The 17,035-nt window shown below is 36.4% G+C and carries 14 protein-coding genes, 1 pseudogene and 1 riboswitch; of the genes and pseudogenes, 12 read left to right on the top strand and 3 right to left on the bottom strand.

The window, feature by feature from the left end; genetic code table 11:
• Positions 1 to 63 precede the first annotated feature (63 nt).
• Positions 64 to 504, bottom strand: coding sequence for an SRPBCC family protein (locus tag ACFSFW_RS15795; protein WP_388039671.1), 441 nt, complete (start codon positions 502 to 504; stop codon positions 64 to 66).
• Between the two features lie 854 nt (positions 505 to 1,358).
• Here ACFSFW_RS15795 and ACFSFW_RS15790 point away from each other — a divergent pair.
• Both ACFSFW_RS15790 and ACFSFW_RS15785 read left to right on the top strand, forming a co-directional pair.
• Positions 1,359 to 1,850, top strand: a complete 492-nt coding sequence (locus tag ACFSFW_RS15790) for a hypothetical protein (protein WP_388039670.1) — start codon at positions 1,359 to 1,361, stop codon at positions 1,848 to 1,850.
• 282 nt (positions 1,851 to 2,132) lie between these two features.
• Complete coding sequence (locus ACFSFW_RS15785; protein WP_388039668.1) at positions 2,133 to 3,320, top strand: M14 family zinc carboxypeptidase; 1,188 nt, start codon at positions 2,133 to 2,135, stop codon at positions 3,318 to 3,320.
• A gap of 329 nt (positions 3,321 to 3,649) precedes the next feature.
• Here ACFSFW_RS15785 and ACFSFW_RS15780 read toward each other — a convergent pair whose 3' ends face one another.
• Positions 3,650 to 5,713: a sigma-54 interaction domain-containing protein gene (locus tag ACFSFW_RS15780; RefSeq protein WP_388039666.1), complete on the bottom strand. Its 2,064-nt coding sequence runs from the start codon at positions 5,711 to 5,713 to the stop codon at positions 3,650 to 3,652.
• A gap of 148 nt (positions 5,714 to 5,861) precedes the next feature.
• Here ACFSFW_RS15780 and speB point away from each other — a divergent pair, with 148 nt between their 5' ends.
• From speB to ACFSFW_RS15745, 7 genes and pseudogenes are all read left to right on the top strand, one after another.
• Entirely contained in the window at positions 5,862 to 6,854 is a 993-nt protein-coding gene (gene speB, locus ACFSFW_RS15775; protein ID WP_388039664.1) for an agmatinase, read from the top strand.
• A gap of 118 nt (positions 6,855 to 6,972) precedes the next feature.
• Positions 6,973 to 7,725, top strand: a complete 753-nt coding sequence (locus ACFSFW_RS15770) for a creatininase (RefSeq protein WP_388039662.1) — start codon at positions 6,973 to 6,975, stop codon at positions 7,723 to 7,725.
• A gap of 127 nt (positions 7,726 to 7,852) precedes the next feature.
• Complete coding sequence (locus tag ACFSFW_RS15765; RefSeq protein WP_388039660.1) at positions 7,853 to 9,280, top strand: cytosine permease; 1,428 nt, start codon at positions 7,853 to 7,855, stop codon at positions 9,278 to 9,280.
• An 18-nt stretch (positions 9,281 to 9,298) separates the two neighbouring features.
• Positions 9,299 to 10,021 carry an aspartate/glutamate racemase family protein gene (locus ACFSFW_RS15760; RefSeq protein ID WP_388039658.1) on the top strand — a complete coding sequence of 241 codons (723 nt, stop codon included), beginning with the start codon at positions 9,299 to 9,301 and terminating at the stop codon, positions 10,019 to 10,021.
• An 83-nt stretch (positions 10,022 to 10,104) separates the two neighbouring features.
• Positions 10,105 to 11,376, top strand: coding sequence for a cytosine deaminase (gene codA / locus ACFSFW_RS15755; protein ID WP_388039656.1), 1,272 nt, complete (start codon positions 10,105 to 10,107; stop codon positions 11,374 to 11,376).
• A 179-nt stretch (positions 11,377 to 11,555) separates the two neighbouring features.
• A complete protein-coding gene (gene ald, locus ACFSFW_RS15750; protein ID WP_388039654.1) occupies positions 11,556 to 12,692 on the top strand; it encodes an alanine dehydrogenase in 1,137 nt (378 codons plus the stop codon).
• Positions 12,693 to 12,902: 210 nt separating this feature from the next.
• A pseudogene (locus tag ACFSFW_RS15745) lies at positions 12,903 to 13,043 on the top strand (transposase); the annotation flags it as partial.
• 61 nt (positions 13,044 to 13,104) lie between these two features.
• On the opposite strand, the gene ACFSFW_RS15740 reads toward ACFSFW_RS15745, so the two are convergent.
• Entirely contained in the window at positions 13,105 to 13,395 is a 291-nt protein-coding gene (locus ACFSFW_RS15740) for a triple tyrosine motif-containing protein (protein WP_388039652.1), read from the bottom strand.
• A 361-nt stretch (positions 13,396 to 13,756) separates the two neighbouring features.
• Between ACFSFW_RS15740 and ACFSFW_RS15735 the strand changes: the two genes are divergently transcribed.
• The 3 genes from ACFSFW_RS15735 (at position 13,757) to ACFSFW_RS15725 (ending at position 17,027) form a co-directional block, all read left to right on the top strand.
• Positions 13,757 to 13,906 (top strand): hypothetical protein, encoded by a 150-nt coding sequence (locus tag ACFSFW_RS15735; RefSeq protein ID WP_388039650.1) that lies wholly within the window; start codon positions 13,757 to 13,759, stop codon positions 13,904 to 13,906.
• 129 nt (positions 13,907 to 14,035) lie between these two features.
• The gene (locus tag ACFSFW_RS15730; RefSeq protein WP_388039648.1) at positions 14,036 to 14,758 is read left to right on the top strand and encodes a sulfite exporter TauE/SafE family protein; all 723 of its coding nucleotides are present in this window, start codon (positions 14,036 to 14,038) and stop codon (positions 14,756 to 14,758) included.
• A gap of 400 nt (positions 14,759 to 15,158) precedes the next feature.
• A riboswitch (SAM riboswitch) is annotated at positions 15,159 to 15,271 on the top strand.
• A gap of 145 nt (positions 15,272 to 15,416) precedes the next feature.
• Complete coding sequence (locus ACFSFW_RS15725; protein ID WP_388039646.1) at positions 15,417 to 17,027, top strand: sodium:solute symporter family protein; 1,611 nt, start codon at positions 15,417 to 15,419, stop codon at positions 17,025 to 17,027.
• Positions 17,028 to 17,035 lie beyond the last annotated feature (8 nt).

The following is a 17,035-nucleotide window of genomic DNA, read 5'->3' as shown; positions in this document are numbered from 1 at the left end:
ACTCTTTCCCCAACAGTGAGGGATATGTATGGTAGGGACTAAAGCGATTTTCAACTTCGTAGTCTATGAGAATACTGGGATTTTACGAGCAATCGATTCTGTTAAACGAGTTGCTACTTTTGGAACAGCCCATTTAATAATGGGATTTAGCACCGCACCCGATAATCCGCCTGCATGGACTTCCACGGTACAAGTCATAATTGTTTTCCCACTCACAACTTCCGCAGTAAAGTTACCGCTTCCTGTAAAGTTATCTGTTAACCCTTTTAGTTCAAACTTAATATTAGAAGGTTCATTCCATTCAGTAATATCTACCTGCGCTTTTATCGTTTTTTTAATCCCTTTCACACTACCCTCAAATGTCCAAATCGATTGCTTGTCATTTATGATTTCATGTTCTTTATACGCTGGTACTGTCATTGCCCATTTTTCAAGATCACTGACATAATCCCAAACTGCTTGTACATCTACTGGAATTACTACTGTATGAGTTCCTGTCGCCATTCTGATTCCTACTTTCACTATGTATGAATTGTAGATTTAGATATCTACCAGAATATTATTACATAATAGACATGAACTTACATTACTTTTGTAGGAGCCTAACCCTCACTGATAAAGTATCACAGTGTTGCTGGACAAAGAGACAGTTCCCGTGTCCCAGATCGAAGGGTCACTGGGGCGTTTCAAGTTTGTCGAAGATGGTACAGCTTGTCGTAATGTGTTGGAATAAAATGTTGCCTGGTTTTTCAGCTTTCATCTGGAGCTCCGATAGTAAAGAATATATTAGTTTGCCATGTTAAGTGAAATATACACCGTGTATTTTCCACATTTTATGTGAAAAATAACCGTATATGAAATTAAGATGGTGACTACTATGAAAACGGTGGGGCTGTTTCTATTTTTAGCAATTATATCTTTTGCTTCTTTATACATTTTGATGAAGAAGAAGAATGTAGCTTATGTTCTGGGTTGCTATTTTTTATCTAATATTCTTATTACGAATACAGGTGTCATCATTAATTTAAATTTAGAATTGACAAAGCAAGACCCCTCAAGTCAATTAATTTTTTGGACGCAGAAAATTCCCGAACTGTCACTCAAGCCAACATTACTTTTATGGTTCATTTATATTCTGTTCTCTAAGAGAACGATTTATAGTAAACTGATCTATCTTTTTATTTTCCTAACAGTACTTGTTTCGATTGAAATCTATTTTGTTCATATTAACTATTTGGAATGGGTACATTGGAATGTTTTTTATGGATATATAAGATACTTTTTCATTATCTTACTATTGGCTCTCTACTCATTTTATTTTAAAAGACTAATTTATAGAGATAAAAAGGTGAATACACATGATCCTACCTCTTCCTGAGAAATTTGATGCAAATGAAGTATTTATAATCATTTCCACAGTGCTATCTCTGTCCCTTTTGTTTCTAATACCTAGACGCTTGTCGGTTGTAACCATCCATGTTATTTGGACATTTAATGTATTTGTGGCTTTGTTAGCTGATATTACAATTGGTGTAAAACCAAATCAGTTTTATTTTACAATTGACCATAAAACGCATGAGCTATTTGATGTAATCCTACACTTTATCACGTACCCTACACTTCCTTATTTTGTAGTAAACATCTATCAACGATACAAACCAAAAAATATAAAGCTTATATTTTATCTTATTTTTTGGGCAGGGGCTGCGATTGCTTTAGAATGGTTTTCGGTGAAGTTTCATGTTTTTACCTATACGGGGTGGAAATTGTCTTTATCCTTTATGGTTTATTTGGTTGTATTTGCTGCTAACATTTGGCTTGTGAACATTGTAGAAAAGAAACACCCTTAGGTCACAGTGACCTCGAAGTTTGTCGAAGTTTAGACCGCAAGCAACATCTAAAACCCCATAATCCAAAAGTTACAAATCTACCTGAAAAACTAGGTATTTCCTCATTTTCAAGAGATAGGACCATCTATTCATTTTTAATAAATACTTCGGTTTTCGAAGGATTTTGATAGAGATAGCCAAAACTAGTACTTTTTCGACAGCGAAAAGCGACAAAGCTAAATCTACTAAACTCATACAATCTACTTGTATTCATAGAAAAAATAGTAGAGTGGAGTGGTGGTAGTGAAGAAGAAAAAGGTTATTTCGACGTTAGGGGTTATTGCATTGTCGGCAAGTTTGGTAACGCCGGTGTTTGCACAACAACCGGAAACATCGCCTGGTACACCTGAGCAACAAGTTTTATCTGTAGAGGGATTCACGAATCATGAGCAGCTAGGGAAAAGACTGCAGCAAATTGCAAAGAGCAGCCAAGGAAAGGTTCAGGTTGAGGTAGCGGGCTACTCAAACCGTGGTAGAGAAATCTACAAGGCGACTGCTGGCCATGGAGACAAGGTAATTTTAATGGAAAGTGAAATTCACGGAAATGAACCGACTGGAACGGAGGCACTACTCAATATTTTACAATTTTTAGGTTCAAATTCTCCGGAGGCTCAAAAGATTCGTGAGGAGGTTACGTTTGTAGCGTTACCGAAAATGAACCCAGACTCGTCTGAGTTAAATCGTCGTGGAAATGATTTAACATGGGAAGAGGTAGTAGAGGACTTCCCACAATTAGCAGACGCATCACCAACATGGAACTACTATACATATCAGAATCGCACATTTGATTATGCTTCACAGCCAGGTTTTGATGTAAACCGGGACTTTAATCCAAACCTTGATTATGTCCCGCAGCCTGAGGACTTCCCAGGGAATTCATCTCAACCAGGATGGTTCATTACACCTGAATCCCAGGTCGTTCGTGACGTATATAAGGACCTTCAAGCTGAGTTTGGCAAGGTGGATGTATTTGTAGATTTACACCATCAAGCGCCATACTATGAGGTCGATGGAACAGATGATCTAGTCACGTTCTCAATCAGCGGCCAATTCGTTCCGCATCCATCAACACCGGAAGGTCAAAAATATGCGGAATATGCGGATACATATGACTATGACTTTGCACGCCAACTGAATGTTGCGGTATTTGATGCATTACAAGAAAAAGGCAATTCAAACATTACCCTATATCCACAAGGCCTTGACTTACCTGGAACAGCGTTAGGAACATTTGCGTTAAATGGAAGTGGATCCGTATTGTTTGAAGTAAGAGGGCAAACACACAGCATGGGCCAAAAGAAAAAGGGTGAATTAGTCAAAGCAGTGGAAAGAGGTCTATACGGAATTATCAATGGCGTAGCTAATGGGACTGTTTACGATATTGATCCTGAAAAATACGAATCTATTCCGTTGACTGAGGGGAGACAATAGTTGGGTCACAGGGACAGGTCCCTTGTCCCACCACTAAACTAAACCACTTTCAAATTCATAAATCCATAAAGGGTACTTTTTCGAAACTAATAAACGCTTGAATTGAAGTAATGTGTCCAATTTCAGGGATTACATGATTCTTGTAGATTTGTATGGAAAATGCTAGTTCTAACATTCAGCTTAATGTAGCAATTTTAAAGCCTAATTTCTGAAAAATTTTGAGAAATTAGGCTTTTTTATATTGACATTCCTAAACTTGTATATCTCCCTGTTTCTAACGCCATTACTTGATGCATTATGCCATTAAAAAATGCGAAAAAACATTATATTTAAATATTGTATTTTTGCATTTTCCTTACGATTGTAGATTGATTTACCTGAAGAACTTTTGCTGCTTCATACGTAGTTTTATAGTCTGCCAATGCTTTTTTAATCAATTGACTTTCAAGTTTTTCTATAGCCTCTTTTAATGGAGGAATATCTTCAATCAAGATGTCAATATTTTCATTTGAAGTTACCCCAGTTGGAGTTGGGTGAAGTTCGAAATCAGATGCTGAAATAATGTTGTTTTGTGAAGTTACCATAATTCGTTCAATTGTGTTTTCAAGTTCTCTTATATTACCTGGCCAATGGCAATCCGTTAATTTTGTCATAGCTTCTCTACTAAGCGATTTTTCCAGATGGAACTGCTGATTAAATTTATGGATAAAATTTTGCACCAATGAAGGGATTTCTTCCTTACGGTTTCTTAGTGGAGGAACATGGATAGGAATAACATTTAAACGATAATATAAATCCTCCCTAAACAATCCTTCCTTTACCATTTCGATTAAATTGCGATTGGTTGCTGCTATGATACGACAATCAACATGTATTGTCTTTTTTCCACCTACACGCATGATCTCCTTTTCTTGAATGGCTTGTAAAAGTTTTGTTTGTACGTGAAGTGGAATTTCACCAATTTCGTCCAAAAAAATTGTTCCTTCATGTGCCAGCTCAAATAACCCTTCTTTACCCTCCTTAACTGCTCCAGTAAATGCTCCTTTCTCATACCCAAATAACTCTGATTCAATAAGAGTTTCAGGGATGGAACCACAGTTTATTTTAATAATCTTCGCTTTGTTACGCGGGCTTAGTTCGTGAATGAGTTTGGCAATGACTCCTTTACCTACACCAGATTCCCCTAAGATTAGGACATTGGAATTTACTTGGGAAACTCTTTGTGCTGTATTAATGACATCATGCATAGCGGGAGAATCTATCGTTATTCCTTCCGTCATTAATTTAATTTTAGTTAGGTGATCTAGATCTGATTTATTAAAACTTGGTGAAGAATCTTCGAGTCTGTTCATTATATTACTTAGTTCTGTTAATCCACGAGCGTTTATAATAACATTCTTAACTTGATTTTGATTATTAAAAATAGGATTCCCAGTGACAATAATTTTTCTACCTGTACTGGTTGATTGTATGCTGGTAATTCTTCTTTTTTCTTTAATTACCTTATGACTTATGCTTGATGATACTATTCCTTCGCTTTCAAGCTGTTGCGCTGTTTTTCCAATTAGTTGTTCTTTGGATAATCCATAAAATCGTTCACAAGCTTTATTCACAAGGGTACAGACACCTTCTTTATTAGTTACAAATATTTCATCATAAGAATGATCTATTACATCATATAACTCCTTTATTTTACTTTCCATCTCTAGTAAGTTAATTCTATACTGTTCTGCTTTTGTTATATCAAAGATACAAATTGCGATGTTTTTTACTTTCCCATCTGACTCTATAGAATAAAAGGTCCATTCTAGGGTTCTGTCTTTAAACAATTTCTTTACCTTTTTTTTTTTGAAGTCTTCTAAATAATTTCCAGGATAGCAGTTGTTAATATGCTTTCCAAGGATATTACTTCCAATCATAGATTGACAGAGTTTATTGTGATGTAGAATTATTCCCTCTGAGGTTACAAGAAGATAACCGAAATCGGCATTTTGAATAAATGTATCACTTGTTTTAAACATATCTGGTGTTTTTTTTCCTAGTTGTTCATGTAAGTATACCAATTTATTAAACAAGCCCAATGGCTTATTCTTACTGTCTACTACAATGATTGGGATATTTTCCTTTATTGAATTTGCAAAACTATTTTCATTCAATCTTACAGTGATAAAGTTTTCCTCCATTATTGATTCTAAAGTCCATCCTAACTGTGCTCCCAAGTTTATTACCTTTAGTAAGTAGGTCATTTTAACACAACCAAAGAACTTATCATTTTGGTCTACAAGAATTAGATAATCGGCATAATCAAACTTTTCGTATATTTGCTCCGTTATATTTCGAATTTTTACTTCCTTGTTAAAGATGGGTAATGGAATAATTAATTCTTCTTTCATTTTTATCACCATTACAATTGGAATTGACAGTATTTTTTAAATTATACAACGATTTAAAACAAAATGTAAAATTGCATTAAATTTTTTCTTTTATATTGGCACGGATATTGCATTTATAAAAAGCGAATACAAAAAGGAGGAATGTTAAATGGTTAATAAAGATGAAAGAGAAATACTAAATTTACCTTTTGTGGGGATTTGCTCCTTCGGGAAATATCCGATCTGTGAAGATTTAGAACAGTTAGAGGCAGATGTTGCAATTTTAGGTGCTCCGTATGATATGGGAACTCAATGGCGGTCCGGAACTAAAATGGGGCCAAGGGGGATTAGGGAGGCTTCTACTCTCTATAGTTTTGGATTAAAAGGTTCATATGATTCAGAAAGGGATGAAATGTATCTCGCTCCGCCAACACGTATTGCTGACTGTGGAGATGTAGATATGGTCCACGGAGATTTGGAACAGTGCTTTGAAAATATTGAAACAACTGTTAGAAAAATAATTTCCAAAGGGGCTATGCCAGTGGTTTTGGGTGGTGACCATTCTATTACTATTCCATTTGCCCGTGGGCTAGAGACGCTTGGCCCATTTCATGTTGTTCATATCGATGCCCACTTGGACTGGGCAGACCACCGGTCAGGTCAAAGGTTAGGGCAAGGAAGTCCAATTCGTAGGATGTCTGAAATGAGCCATGTAAAAGGTATCACTTCCTTAGGAATAAGAGGGGTTGGAAGCAGTCGTAAACAAGATTTTGAAGATGCTAGAAATTACGGAAACGCTATTATGTCACCTAGAGTAATGAGAGAGATAGGCATAAAAGAAGTAATTAACCAGCTTCCTAAAGGTGAACGCTTTTTTGTAACCATTGATATAGATGGTTTAGATCCCTCCGTTTCCCATGGAACTGGCACACCTTCACCTGGGGGACTATTCTATGACGAAGTCAATGAAATTCTTGAGGGGATTGCCAAACGTGGGGATGTTATCGGCTTTGATTTGGTAGAAGTTGCTCCACCATATGATCCAACAGGTGTAACCTGTATAACAGCTGCAAGGTTAATTATGGACTTTATAATGTTTATCACGAAGGAAAGGGAAAGAAAAGGGCAGTTAATTGGCCAAAGCCAATCATTAGTAAAATAAGGTTTAATAAATTTAAAAGGAAAAAATATAAAAAACTATGGGCTGCTTTGAATATAAGGGTATCAGACTAGTCTTCAAGCGGCCTATTCATATATAAAATACATTAGGGGGAATATCAATGACGGTATTAATGTCTGAAATGACCTGGGTGGAGTATGAAAAGAGAGTAAAGGATTCTGTTATATTTTTGCCGGTAGGGGCTACAGAACAACACGGCTATCATTTACCTTTAGGAGTGGACTTCTACCAAATACATGAGCTTTCAAAACTGGTTGCTCGTGAAGTAAATGGAATAGTTGCACCAGCTATTCCTTATGGATATAAGTCTCAACCACACAGTGGCGGGGGTCAAATCTTCCCAGGTACCACCAGTCTAAGTGCTCAGACTCTAATATTATTAGTTAAGGATATTCTTTTGGAACTTGTTAGACATGGGGCTACGAGAATTGCAGTAATGGATGGTCATTATGAAAATAAAATGTTTTTGGCCGAAGCAATTGATCTAGCATTAAAGGAGACTGGGCGGAGTGACATAAAAGTGGTTAAATGTTGCTTTACGGATATGCTAGACGAAGAAGTAGTTGAAGAGTTATTTCCGAATGGATTTCCAGGCTACGATCTTGAACACGCCGCACTCATCGAAACGGCAATGATGTCATATTTTTATCCAAATCTAGTACAAAGAGAAAAAATCGTATCGGAACAGGCAGATAATTTACCTCGCTACGAAGTGTTCCCTCAACCAGATGGAATCGTTACAAAATCTGGTGCACTTGCTGATCCTACTCATGGCAATGCTGAAGGCGGGAAAATTATCATCGAGAATCTAATAAAGAATTATGTTCAAATGATAAGAACAGAGTTTCAGTGAACGTAATAAAAAGTCTAATAAGCTGGCAAAAAACTTAATTAATCTAATAGAAGAATCAAAGTAATTGGAAGAAAAAAATTGCCCGACACTTTGATGAAATAAAATTATGAATAAAGGATGTGTGTCTATGACCGAATTTAAAGGTTCTTCTGAACATGACCTCTTAAGTCCAGCTCTAGCTCCAATAGATATAAAAAATAGGGATGTAACAGCCAGAGGATTGGGGATTATTTGGTTTGGTATGGCTGTTCAAATCACGGTTTTTGCTGCATTAGCCCAAATGACAAATTATTTTACCATAGGTGAACTGATTTTGATTTATATAATTGGTTCTATCATATTGGCAATTTCCTGCCTTATAGCCCAGGATATTGGTTTAAAGTACGGGATTAGTTTTGCGGCTTCTATTGTTGCTTCCTTTGGCTATCAAGGTGGGAAAATCGTGAGTGTAATCCGAACGCTACCTAGTTTGATATTCTTTGCACTTAACGGATATATCGGTGCCCAAGCTATTAATGAGATTTTTAAGATAATTTTCGGGTTTGATAATATTTACCTAAGTCTTTTAATAAATGTTATAGCATTGATTGCAGTAACGATAAAAGGCGTCAAGGGAATTGAAAGGTTCAGTACATTCATTGCACCTTTATTAGTAGCAGTCGGAGTCTACATGATGTACATCGTTTTGTCTGCATATAACGTTTCACTTAGTGATACGTTTAGCATGGGAAAGACAATGGAAACTAGCAAACCCTGGATCTTTGGCTTTGCAGTTGTTGTTGGTCTTTTTTTCAGCGTGGTGATGGGTATAAACGATATCACTAAAAATTGCAGAGTTGAAAGCACTAGCAACACCTGGGTGAGAACCAATAAACGATACTTTACTGTCAGTGTAATAGGCATTGTTCCATTTTTGGTGTTTTTTACAATACTCGGGAATATTACAGTCGTCCTCTCTGGACGATTAGATGTACTTGTCGTTATATCCGAGTTAATCCAGAAACAATCTATTATTCTTGCGGTACTTATTCAACTGTTTATTGTAGTAGCGCAAATGTCTACCAATACTGCTGCTAATTTATTACCTTCTGCTTATGTGGCTTGTAGTCTATTTCCGAAAAGGCTTAATTTTAAAGTGGCAACCATCTTAGTTGCATTTCTTGCATGTATTATTCAGCCCTGGAATCATATGGATAAACTTGACTTGGTTGTTTCACTATTTAGTACAACTGCCGGTCCGGCACTGGCTATCATCGGGATGGACTATTATGTTTTTAGGAAAAGACAGTTAAGTCTCGATGATTTGTTTAATTCCAAAGGAAAGTACAAATATTTTAAAGGTTATAATCCTGCGGCATTGATTGTATATGTAGTAGCTACTGCTATCGGCTTCTTCTTCTTTATAGATTATAGCTTTTTTGTCTCTACTGGGTTAGCTGTTGTATTGTATTATATTGCGGCAAAAGCATTTGGAAAAATGTTTCCAGTATTAGTTACTGAGGAGTCAGTTATTCCCCCAGTTACTGAGTCGGAGAGTCATGTACAAGTAAATTAATAAGGATGGTGTTCTCTTATGGTTCCTAAAAGAATCTTAGCTTTAGGGGCAGATGTTATATTTCCGGAACATCTGCGAGTTGAGCGTGAAGAATATTTAAATAGCTTGGTTAGTCCTGATTTTAAAGTGGAAGTTAAATCGATTAAAAGTGGTGCAGATTATTTAGAATCTTATTATGATCAATGTATTTCTAGCCCCAGTATTTTATCTGAGGTTATCGAGGCTGAACAAGAAGGATACTCAGCAGTTCTTCTACTTTGTATGAGCGACCCAGCTATAGATTCTTGTAGAGAGGCAGTTGATATCCCGGTTATTGGTACGGGGCAGGCTTCTATTCTAAATGCTGCTTCATTAGGAATGAAATTTTCCATGATTACGATTTTGGATGATATTATTCCGTTAATAGATAAGGTAATCAGAACTTCGGGATGCGATTATTCTAGTGCTGCTTCGGTAAGGGCCATCAACCTTACGATTGCAGAAATGACTGATAATAAAGAAAAAGTAATAGAAAAATTTGTTGAAGTTGGCCAAAGGGCTATTACTGACGACGGTGCTCACGTACTAATTATGGGTTGCACTGAAATGGGCGTAGGTGTGAAAGAAAGGCTAGAAAGTGAACTAAATGTTCCAGTGGTAGAGCCAAATGCTGCTGCGTTAATGATGGCTATTCATCAGGTTAAGTGCAATCTAAAACATAGCCGTAAAACCTATCCAAAGAAAAAATGTATTAACGTTTAGTGGGTATTGAAATAAAGGGGTCACTTTTAGCGGACCTCTTCTATGTGTTAAATTAGCTCGATTTTAAAAGTGGAGGTGAACCAATGATTATTAAAGATGCACTATTAAGGGAAAAAGAGGGTTTATGGAATATTGTAATCGAGAACGGGGAGATTACGGAGATTACAAAGGAGTTTTTACCACAAAATGGGGTTGAGGTAGTTGATGCTAAAGGAAACCTGGTTATTCCTCCATTTATTGAACCTCATACTCATTTGGATTACGCTTTAACAGCTGGAGATCCAAGTTGGAATATTAGTGGCACACTTTCAGAGGGACTTGATATTTGTAAAAAAAGAAGAGAAAAGTTATCAAAACATGAAATTAAGGAACGAACACGCACAGCCTTAAAATGGCTCATAGCTAATGGTGTTCAGTACGTTCGTACACATACCAATATTTCCGATCAACAGTTAGTAGGGTTGCAAGCCATGCTAGAGATTAAAGAAGAGTTTGCTAATTTCCTTGAATTACAAATTGTTGCGTTTCCACAGCAAGGGATATATACAGATTCCGTGATGCTTTCACGTTTAGAGGAGGCTCTTAAAGAAGGAGCAGATATAGTAGGTGGGGCACCTCACTTTGAATTTACAAGGGAAGACAGTGTGAAATCTGTTAAAAAGATTTTTGAACTTAGTCAAAAATATAATTGTATGATTGATATCCATTGTGATGAAACCGATGATGACCATTCAAGGGCATTAGAGGTAGTCGCTTCAGAAGCATATCATATGGGAATAGGCCATTTAGTGACTGCAAGCCATACAACTGCCTTCGGATCGTATAATAATGCATATGCGTTTAAGTTGTTAGATTTAGCAGAGAAGTCAAGGATTAATTTTATAGCAAACCCGCTAGTAAATATTAATCTGCAGGGTCGTTATGATAGTTATCCAATCCGTAGAGGAATAACAAGAGTAAAAGAATTATTAGCAGTTGGTATAAATGTATGTTTCGGTCATGACGATTTACTTGATCCTATTTATCCTCTTGGTACAGGAAATATGTTACAAGTTCTATTAATGGGTGTACATGTCTGTCACTTAACAGGATATGAACAAATGAGGAGATCCTTGGATTTAATTACCTATAATAGCGCTATAACTCTTCAAATTGAAGATAAATATGGAATAGAAGTCGGGAATCCTGCTAATTTAATCATTTTACAAGCAACAGGAGATTATGATGCTCTTAGAAGACAATCGCCAGTCCTTTATTCGATTCGATTTGGTAAAGTAATCGCTGAGAATAATATGTTACAAGCTACGTTACATTTAGGTAACCAAGCTGAAAAGACAAGTTTTTCATTTAATTGAATAATGTTGTTACTATTAAGTCTGATGAATGACAGCTTAACGAGTTGGAAAACGAGACAAGAGAATTCAATATGAAATAGGGTATTAAAGTTGGTTGTGAAATTGCTGAAAATAACATATCAAATGCAGAAATAAATAACGATTCTACTGTTTAATAAAAACATTAGGAGGAGAAACGAATGATTATTGGAGTGCCAAAAGAGAATAAAAATAATGAAAATCGTGTGGCAATAACACCAGCAGGAGTTATGCAATTTATAAATGCTGGGCATCGTGTTTTAGTTGAAAAGGATGCTGGTGTCGGAAGTGGATTTACTGATGAAGATTATCTTCATGCTGGTGCAGAAATTGTTATAAAAGCACAGGAAGTATGGAATAATGCACAAATGATTATGAAAGTAAAAGAACCACTGGAGAGTGAATACAGCTATTTCCGTGAGGGATTAATCTTATTTTCCTATTTACACTTAGCTGCTGAGCCACTCCTAACTCAAGCCCTTAAAGATAAAGGGGTTAATGCTATAGCTTGTGAAACTATCTCAGTCAATCATACATTTCCACTACTTACACCAATGAGTGAGGTTGCTGGCCGTATGTCTGTACAAATCGGAGCTCAGTTCCTTCAAAAGTCAAACGGTGGCCGAGGAATATTACTAGCCGGTGTACCAGGAGTTAGCGGTGGAAAAGTTACCATAATCGGTGGTGGTGGTGTCGGAACGAATGCTGCGAAAATGGCTGTTGGTCTCGGTGCAGACGTTACCATTTTAGATTTAAGTGCTGAACGCTTGAGAGAATTAGATGATATCTTTGGAAATCAAATCAAAACGTTAATTTCAAATCCATTTAATATTGCAGAATCGGTTAAAGAAGCAGACCTATTAATTGGTGCAGTATTAATTCCAGGTTCTAGAGCCCCTAAGCTCGTTACAGAAAACATGGTTAAAACAATGAAAAAAGGCTCAGTAATAGTTGACGTAGCTATCGACCAAGGGGGTATTGTAGAAACAATTGATCGTGTTACTACACATGATAATCCAATATTTGAAAAACACGGTGTTATCCATTATGCTGTTTCAAATATGCCAGGTGCAGTTCCTAGAACATCGACAATCGCTTTAACAAACGTATCTGTTCCTTACGCTTTACAGATTGCCAACAAAGGGTTTAAAGGAGCAATCTGGGAAAACCAGGCTCTAAAAGTAGGTGTCAACACTGCAAACTATGAAATCACTTACGAAGCAGTGGCAAAGGACCTTGGTTATGAATATAAGAAAATTGAAAGTTTATTTGAAAAAGAATTTTCTTTACAGAAATAAAGCTAATCTATTAGGACACTATGTACTTAGATTAAAATATCTTTTCAATTTTAAGGGAGTAAATCATTCAATGGGGATGATTTACTCCCTTATTGTATCTTTTGAAAACCCCTGGCTATGCCGGGGGTTCCAGAGAGCTTATAGCGAGGTATCAAAAAAAGCCTCACTTCGTGATAAGTTATAGTTGGTTTCCCGACCACTACATCCAATATACGAAGGAGGCATGTCCAAAAGCAGGACAAGAACAGTTTAGCACATACAACATGGAAATGTAAGTATCACATAGTGTTTGCACCAAAGTACAGAAGACAAATTATCTATGGAAAATACAAACAAAGTATAGGGAAAATTTAAAAATAGAGGGTCGGAGGGATAGGTCCCATGACCCACTTTTTTTGCTGACATTTTGGTCCTATAGTATTTTCTTTATCATGATTGTACCCGTTTTTTTGATTCTCACTGATGATGGTAGAACAGCATCAAGTGGTATTGACCGGAATACGATGTATGGGATTTCGTGTGCGTCATCGAATTGGTTGCTTGATAACCTGTGTTTTATTTGTACTTTAATTTTGTATGAACCAGGTTCAGTAGGGTTCCAGGTTATATTGTTCAAGTTTGAGTAGCTTTGACTTTTAATTAAGTGTGTTCCTTTGAATATTAAAAACCGATATTCGAGATCTTCTTGGTTTTGTGCTAACATTTTTTTGGGGCCTGACCCCCGCCAAGGTAAAGTTTTACAGGGGTAAAGTGAATGGGGTTTCGTAAAACAAGGGGACGGTTCCGCTGTTTCCCTATTTTTTTCCTGTGATTTAGAAGTGAGCCTAAATTTCGGGGCCTGCCCCCCAGTCAATTCTCTTGTTTTATCTTAGTAGTAATCCTTTTCTTTTTAGGGGTTGCCCTTTGGCAAAGTTTATGTCGTTTCAAATATGACCTTTATTCTTATTCAAGGAACGCTCCTTTACTTCAAAAAACTATTCCATCTTCTTCCACAAAAAAGGGTAACTGATGTAAAATTAAAGTAGATGTTGATAATTCCCAATAGGAGGAAGGAGAGGATTTTAATGGTTGTCGGCTTAATTGTAGGGGGAATTATTCTGTTGATTTTAGGATTTTTAACCCCTATTGCTTCGGGAACAACTATTTTGATTTCTGTAATTTTATTTATTTTAGCCATCGTTCTTTCATTCAAAAAAGAAGGATCAAATACCTGATTATTAAACAAACGGGTAGCTTTACCTCCAACGAGGGTAAGCCCCTTTCTTGTTCAACGATAGGGGTAGGATTGTTTAATTAGAAGGGATAATATAATAACTAATTGCATTTAATATAGGGAGGTAAAATTGGGTACTGCATTATCGTTTTTATGTATTATATTAGTGGCTTCCGTTCTACAAACAAGTACAGGTTTCGGATTTTCTATAATGGCGACACCTTTCTTACTAATGTTATTTTTTCCGCATGAAGCCATACAAATAAACATAATTTTATCTTTATTAATTTCAGTTTCATTAATATGGAAAATAAGGGCAGACATTGATTTTACCGTTATAAAGAGGTTTATTATCGGAAGTATAGTGGGGGTTCCTTTTGGAATATTTATCTTTATTTCCATTAACATTAACGCTTTTAAAATGGTAGTTAGTGTATTACTCATAGTATTAACACTGCTATTAATATTTAACTTTAGGGTAAAGCCAACTCCTATTAGAGATTTCGTAGTTGGTGGGTTATCGGGTCTCTTAACAACAAGTATTGGTATGCCAGGACCTCCGTTATTACTTTATTTTACAGGAACTGATACTGAAAAAGGGAAGCTAAGAGCAACTACTTTAGCTTTTTATTTGTTTATATATTTTATCAGTCTAATAACTCAAATAATCTTTACCGGTACTAATAAATTAATATGGGAATCAAGTCTTTATGCAATTCCAATCGTATTTTTTGGTTTGTTTTTAGGTCAAATTATTTTCAAATGGCTTAATCAACTGATTTTTAGAATATTTACATATATCCTTTTAAGTTTTGCAGGTATTTATCTTCTTATAGAAACTTTAAATTCATAAAATAGTCATTCTTAAACAAAACGGTGCAGGTTTGTTTAAGAAAGATAGTAAAACTTGACGTGGGAAAAGTGAGGGATAAATTAATGAATTTACGTTAAGTAATTTAAGGGGTGGTTAAATGGCTTATTTCTATACTTTATTCGTTATCTCTGTAATTGGATTTGTAATTTATCGAATGATTAAGAAGAAATCAATACCATCTAACAGATATGTGAAACAAGGGGACGGTTCCGTCGTTTCCCTATTTTTTAGGAGAACAGGAGAACCGTCCCTATGTTTTCTTCTATGTTTTCTTTGGAAAATAAATATTTCTATTAAGAAATTTATTTTATAAAATTAAAAAAATATTGACTTTTCGAAACTCAGGCTGTAAATTAATATTTAATATAATACGGAATAATCCTTATCAAGAGTCAGGGGAGGAAATTGGTCCTGCGATCCTGCGGCAACCTGTTATTTTTATGAGAATAACAAGGTGCTAATTCCAACAGACAAAAGTCTGATAGATGAGGAAGAGAGTAAAAAACCTCTTCCTTTTGGGAGAGGTTTTTGTTTTAATACCTCCACCTCCTTTAATGGAAAATTGATTTGGGTTAAACCGACTAAATTTATTGGTTTAGTTATATTATCAAATTCGCATTAAATAGGAGGCATTAAAATGACAAGTGTTGGATATTGGTTTATTGGTTTTGCATTGATTTATACGTTTTATCTTATCTTTGTTAGTCAAATTGTAAAGCGTAGGGCTGTTGATGGGAACGGTTTTTTTGTTGGGGGTCGAGGGTTTAATACATTATTGGTTACCGTTTGTATTACTGGTTTGTTTTCTGGTTCCTCCTATATCGCGATATTGGAGCTTAGCTATCTAACTGGTATATCAGCCATCTGGTATGGAGTAGCGGAAACCATCCATGTTTTAATAATCGCGCTAGTTCTGATTGCTCCTTTTCGTAAAAAAGCGTTGGTCACGATTTCCGGATTATTAGGAGATCGGTACGGTGAGAAAGTACGAGGAGTTGCAGGTGCGATTACAGCATTTACATTTCCGATGTGGTCCGTCGCCACTGCCCTTGCCTTTGCTTCGGCTCTATCCGTTTTCACTGGAATCTCTCTAATTTGGTCGGTTGCATTAACCGCATTGCTCCTCTTAATCTATTTGCAATTTGGTGGAATGTGGTCAATTGGTATCACCCAGTTAAGTAATGTCATTGTCTTTTTCATTATGTTAGCAATAGGGACCTATGCATTTTTCCTGAACCCTGGAATTGATGGATTGAAAACATTATTTGAAGAAAAGCCACAACTGGCCTCGCCAGGAAATGCTGGCATTCAAACGATACTTGCTTGGTTTGGAACCTTTTTATTTAATGTCATACTCGCTCAGGCTGCTTTTCAAATGGCGTTATCCTGTAAAACACCAAGGCAAGGTCGAAATGGATTACTTTATGCAGCTTTACTTGGGATTCCTCTAATTATTGGAGCTGTAGTATTTGGGCTTGCGGCGGCTCAGGTGGTCCCAAATGAAACAAGAGGTCTTGTTGCGGTTCCACTTTACCTAATGGATACTTTGCCAGCACCGCTCGTCGGGTTGTTTTTCTTAGGATTTTGGGCGGCTGCATTAAGCTGGGGTGCTCCTTGCCAATTCTCTGGTGCCACAAGTCTAGGGCGTGATGTCGGAAGTGCTTTGAATCAGAAGGCTACTGAGGCACAGCTCATCAAATATACGAAATGGTCACTTGTATTTTTAACCATCCTTATGGTCGGATTTACCCTATTACGTTCCGAACAATCTGCATGGTGGAATGTTTTAGCTTGGGTGACACGAAATTCAGCAACCTTCGCACCAGTTGTCGCTGCCCTGTTTTGGCCGGTTGTAACAAGAAAGGCAGCCCTTATTTCTCTGTTTACCGGATCATTTTCAGGTTTACTCTGGTACCACCTAAGTGATTGGTCGGTGAATGAATTTTATCTAAATATTCATCCGGTTTGGATTGGAATGATTTTTAACATCATCACGATTATTGTTGCGAGCTTGATTGACAATGTTGGAAAGTGGGAATGGAAAGTTTCCTTTAATAGTGTTGGGCTTTATACGTTTTTAGCTTCACTACTATTACTCTCGATTCTTCCGATTGCTTTTTCATTCCTTCATCAAAATGGGCTAACAGGACTTGTCTATATGCTCATTACTTCGGGTATATTTGTAACTTGCATGAGTTTTATTAAGGAAAAAACACCAGTAAAGACGGTTCAAAGAAAAATTATTTAGGAGGAACT

This window comes from Ferdinandcohnia salidurans (genome assembly GCF_042680725.1).
GTDB lineage: Bacteria > Bacillota > Bacilli > Bacillales > Bacillaceae_L > Ferdinandcohnia > Ferdinandcohnia salidurans.
The sequence above is the reverse complement of the archived record's forward strand: the minus strand, read 5'-3'. Positions and strand labels throughout refer to the sequence as shown.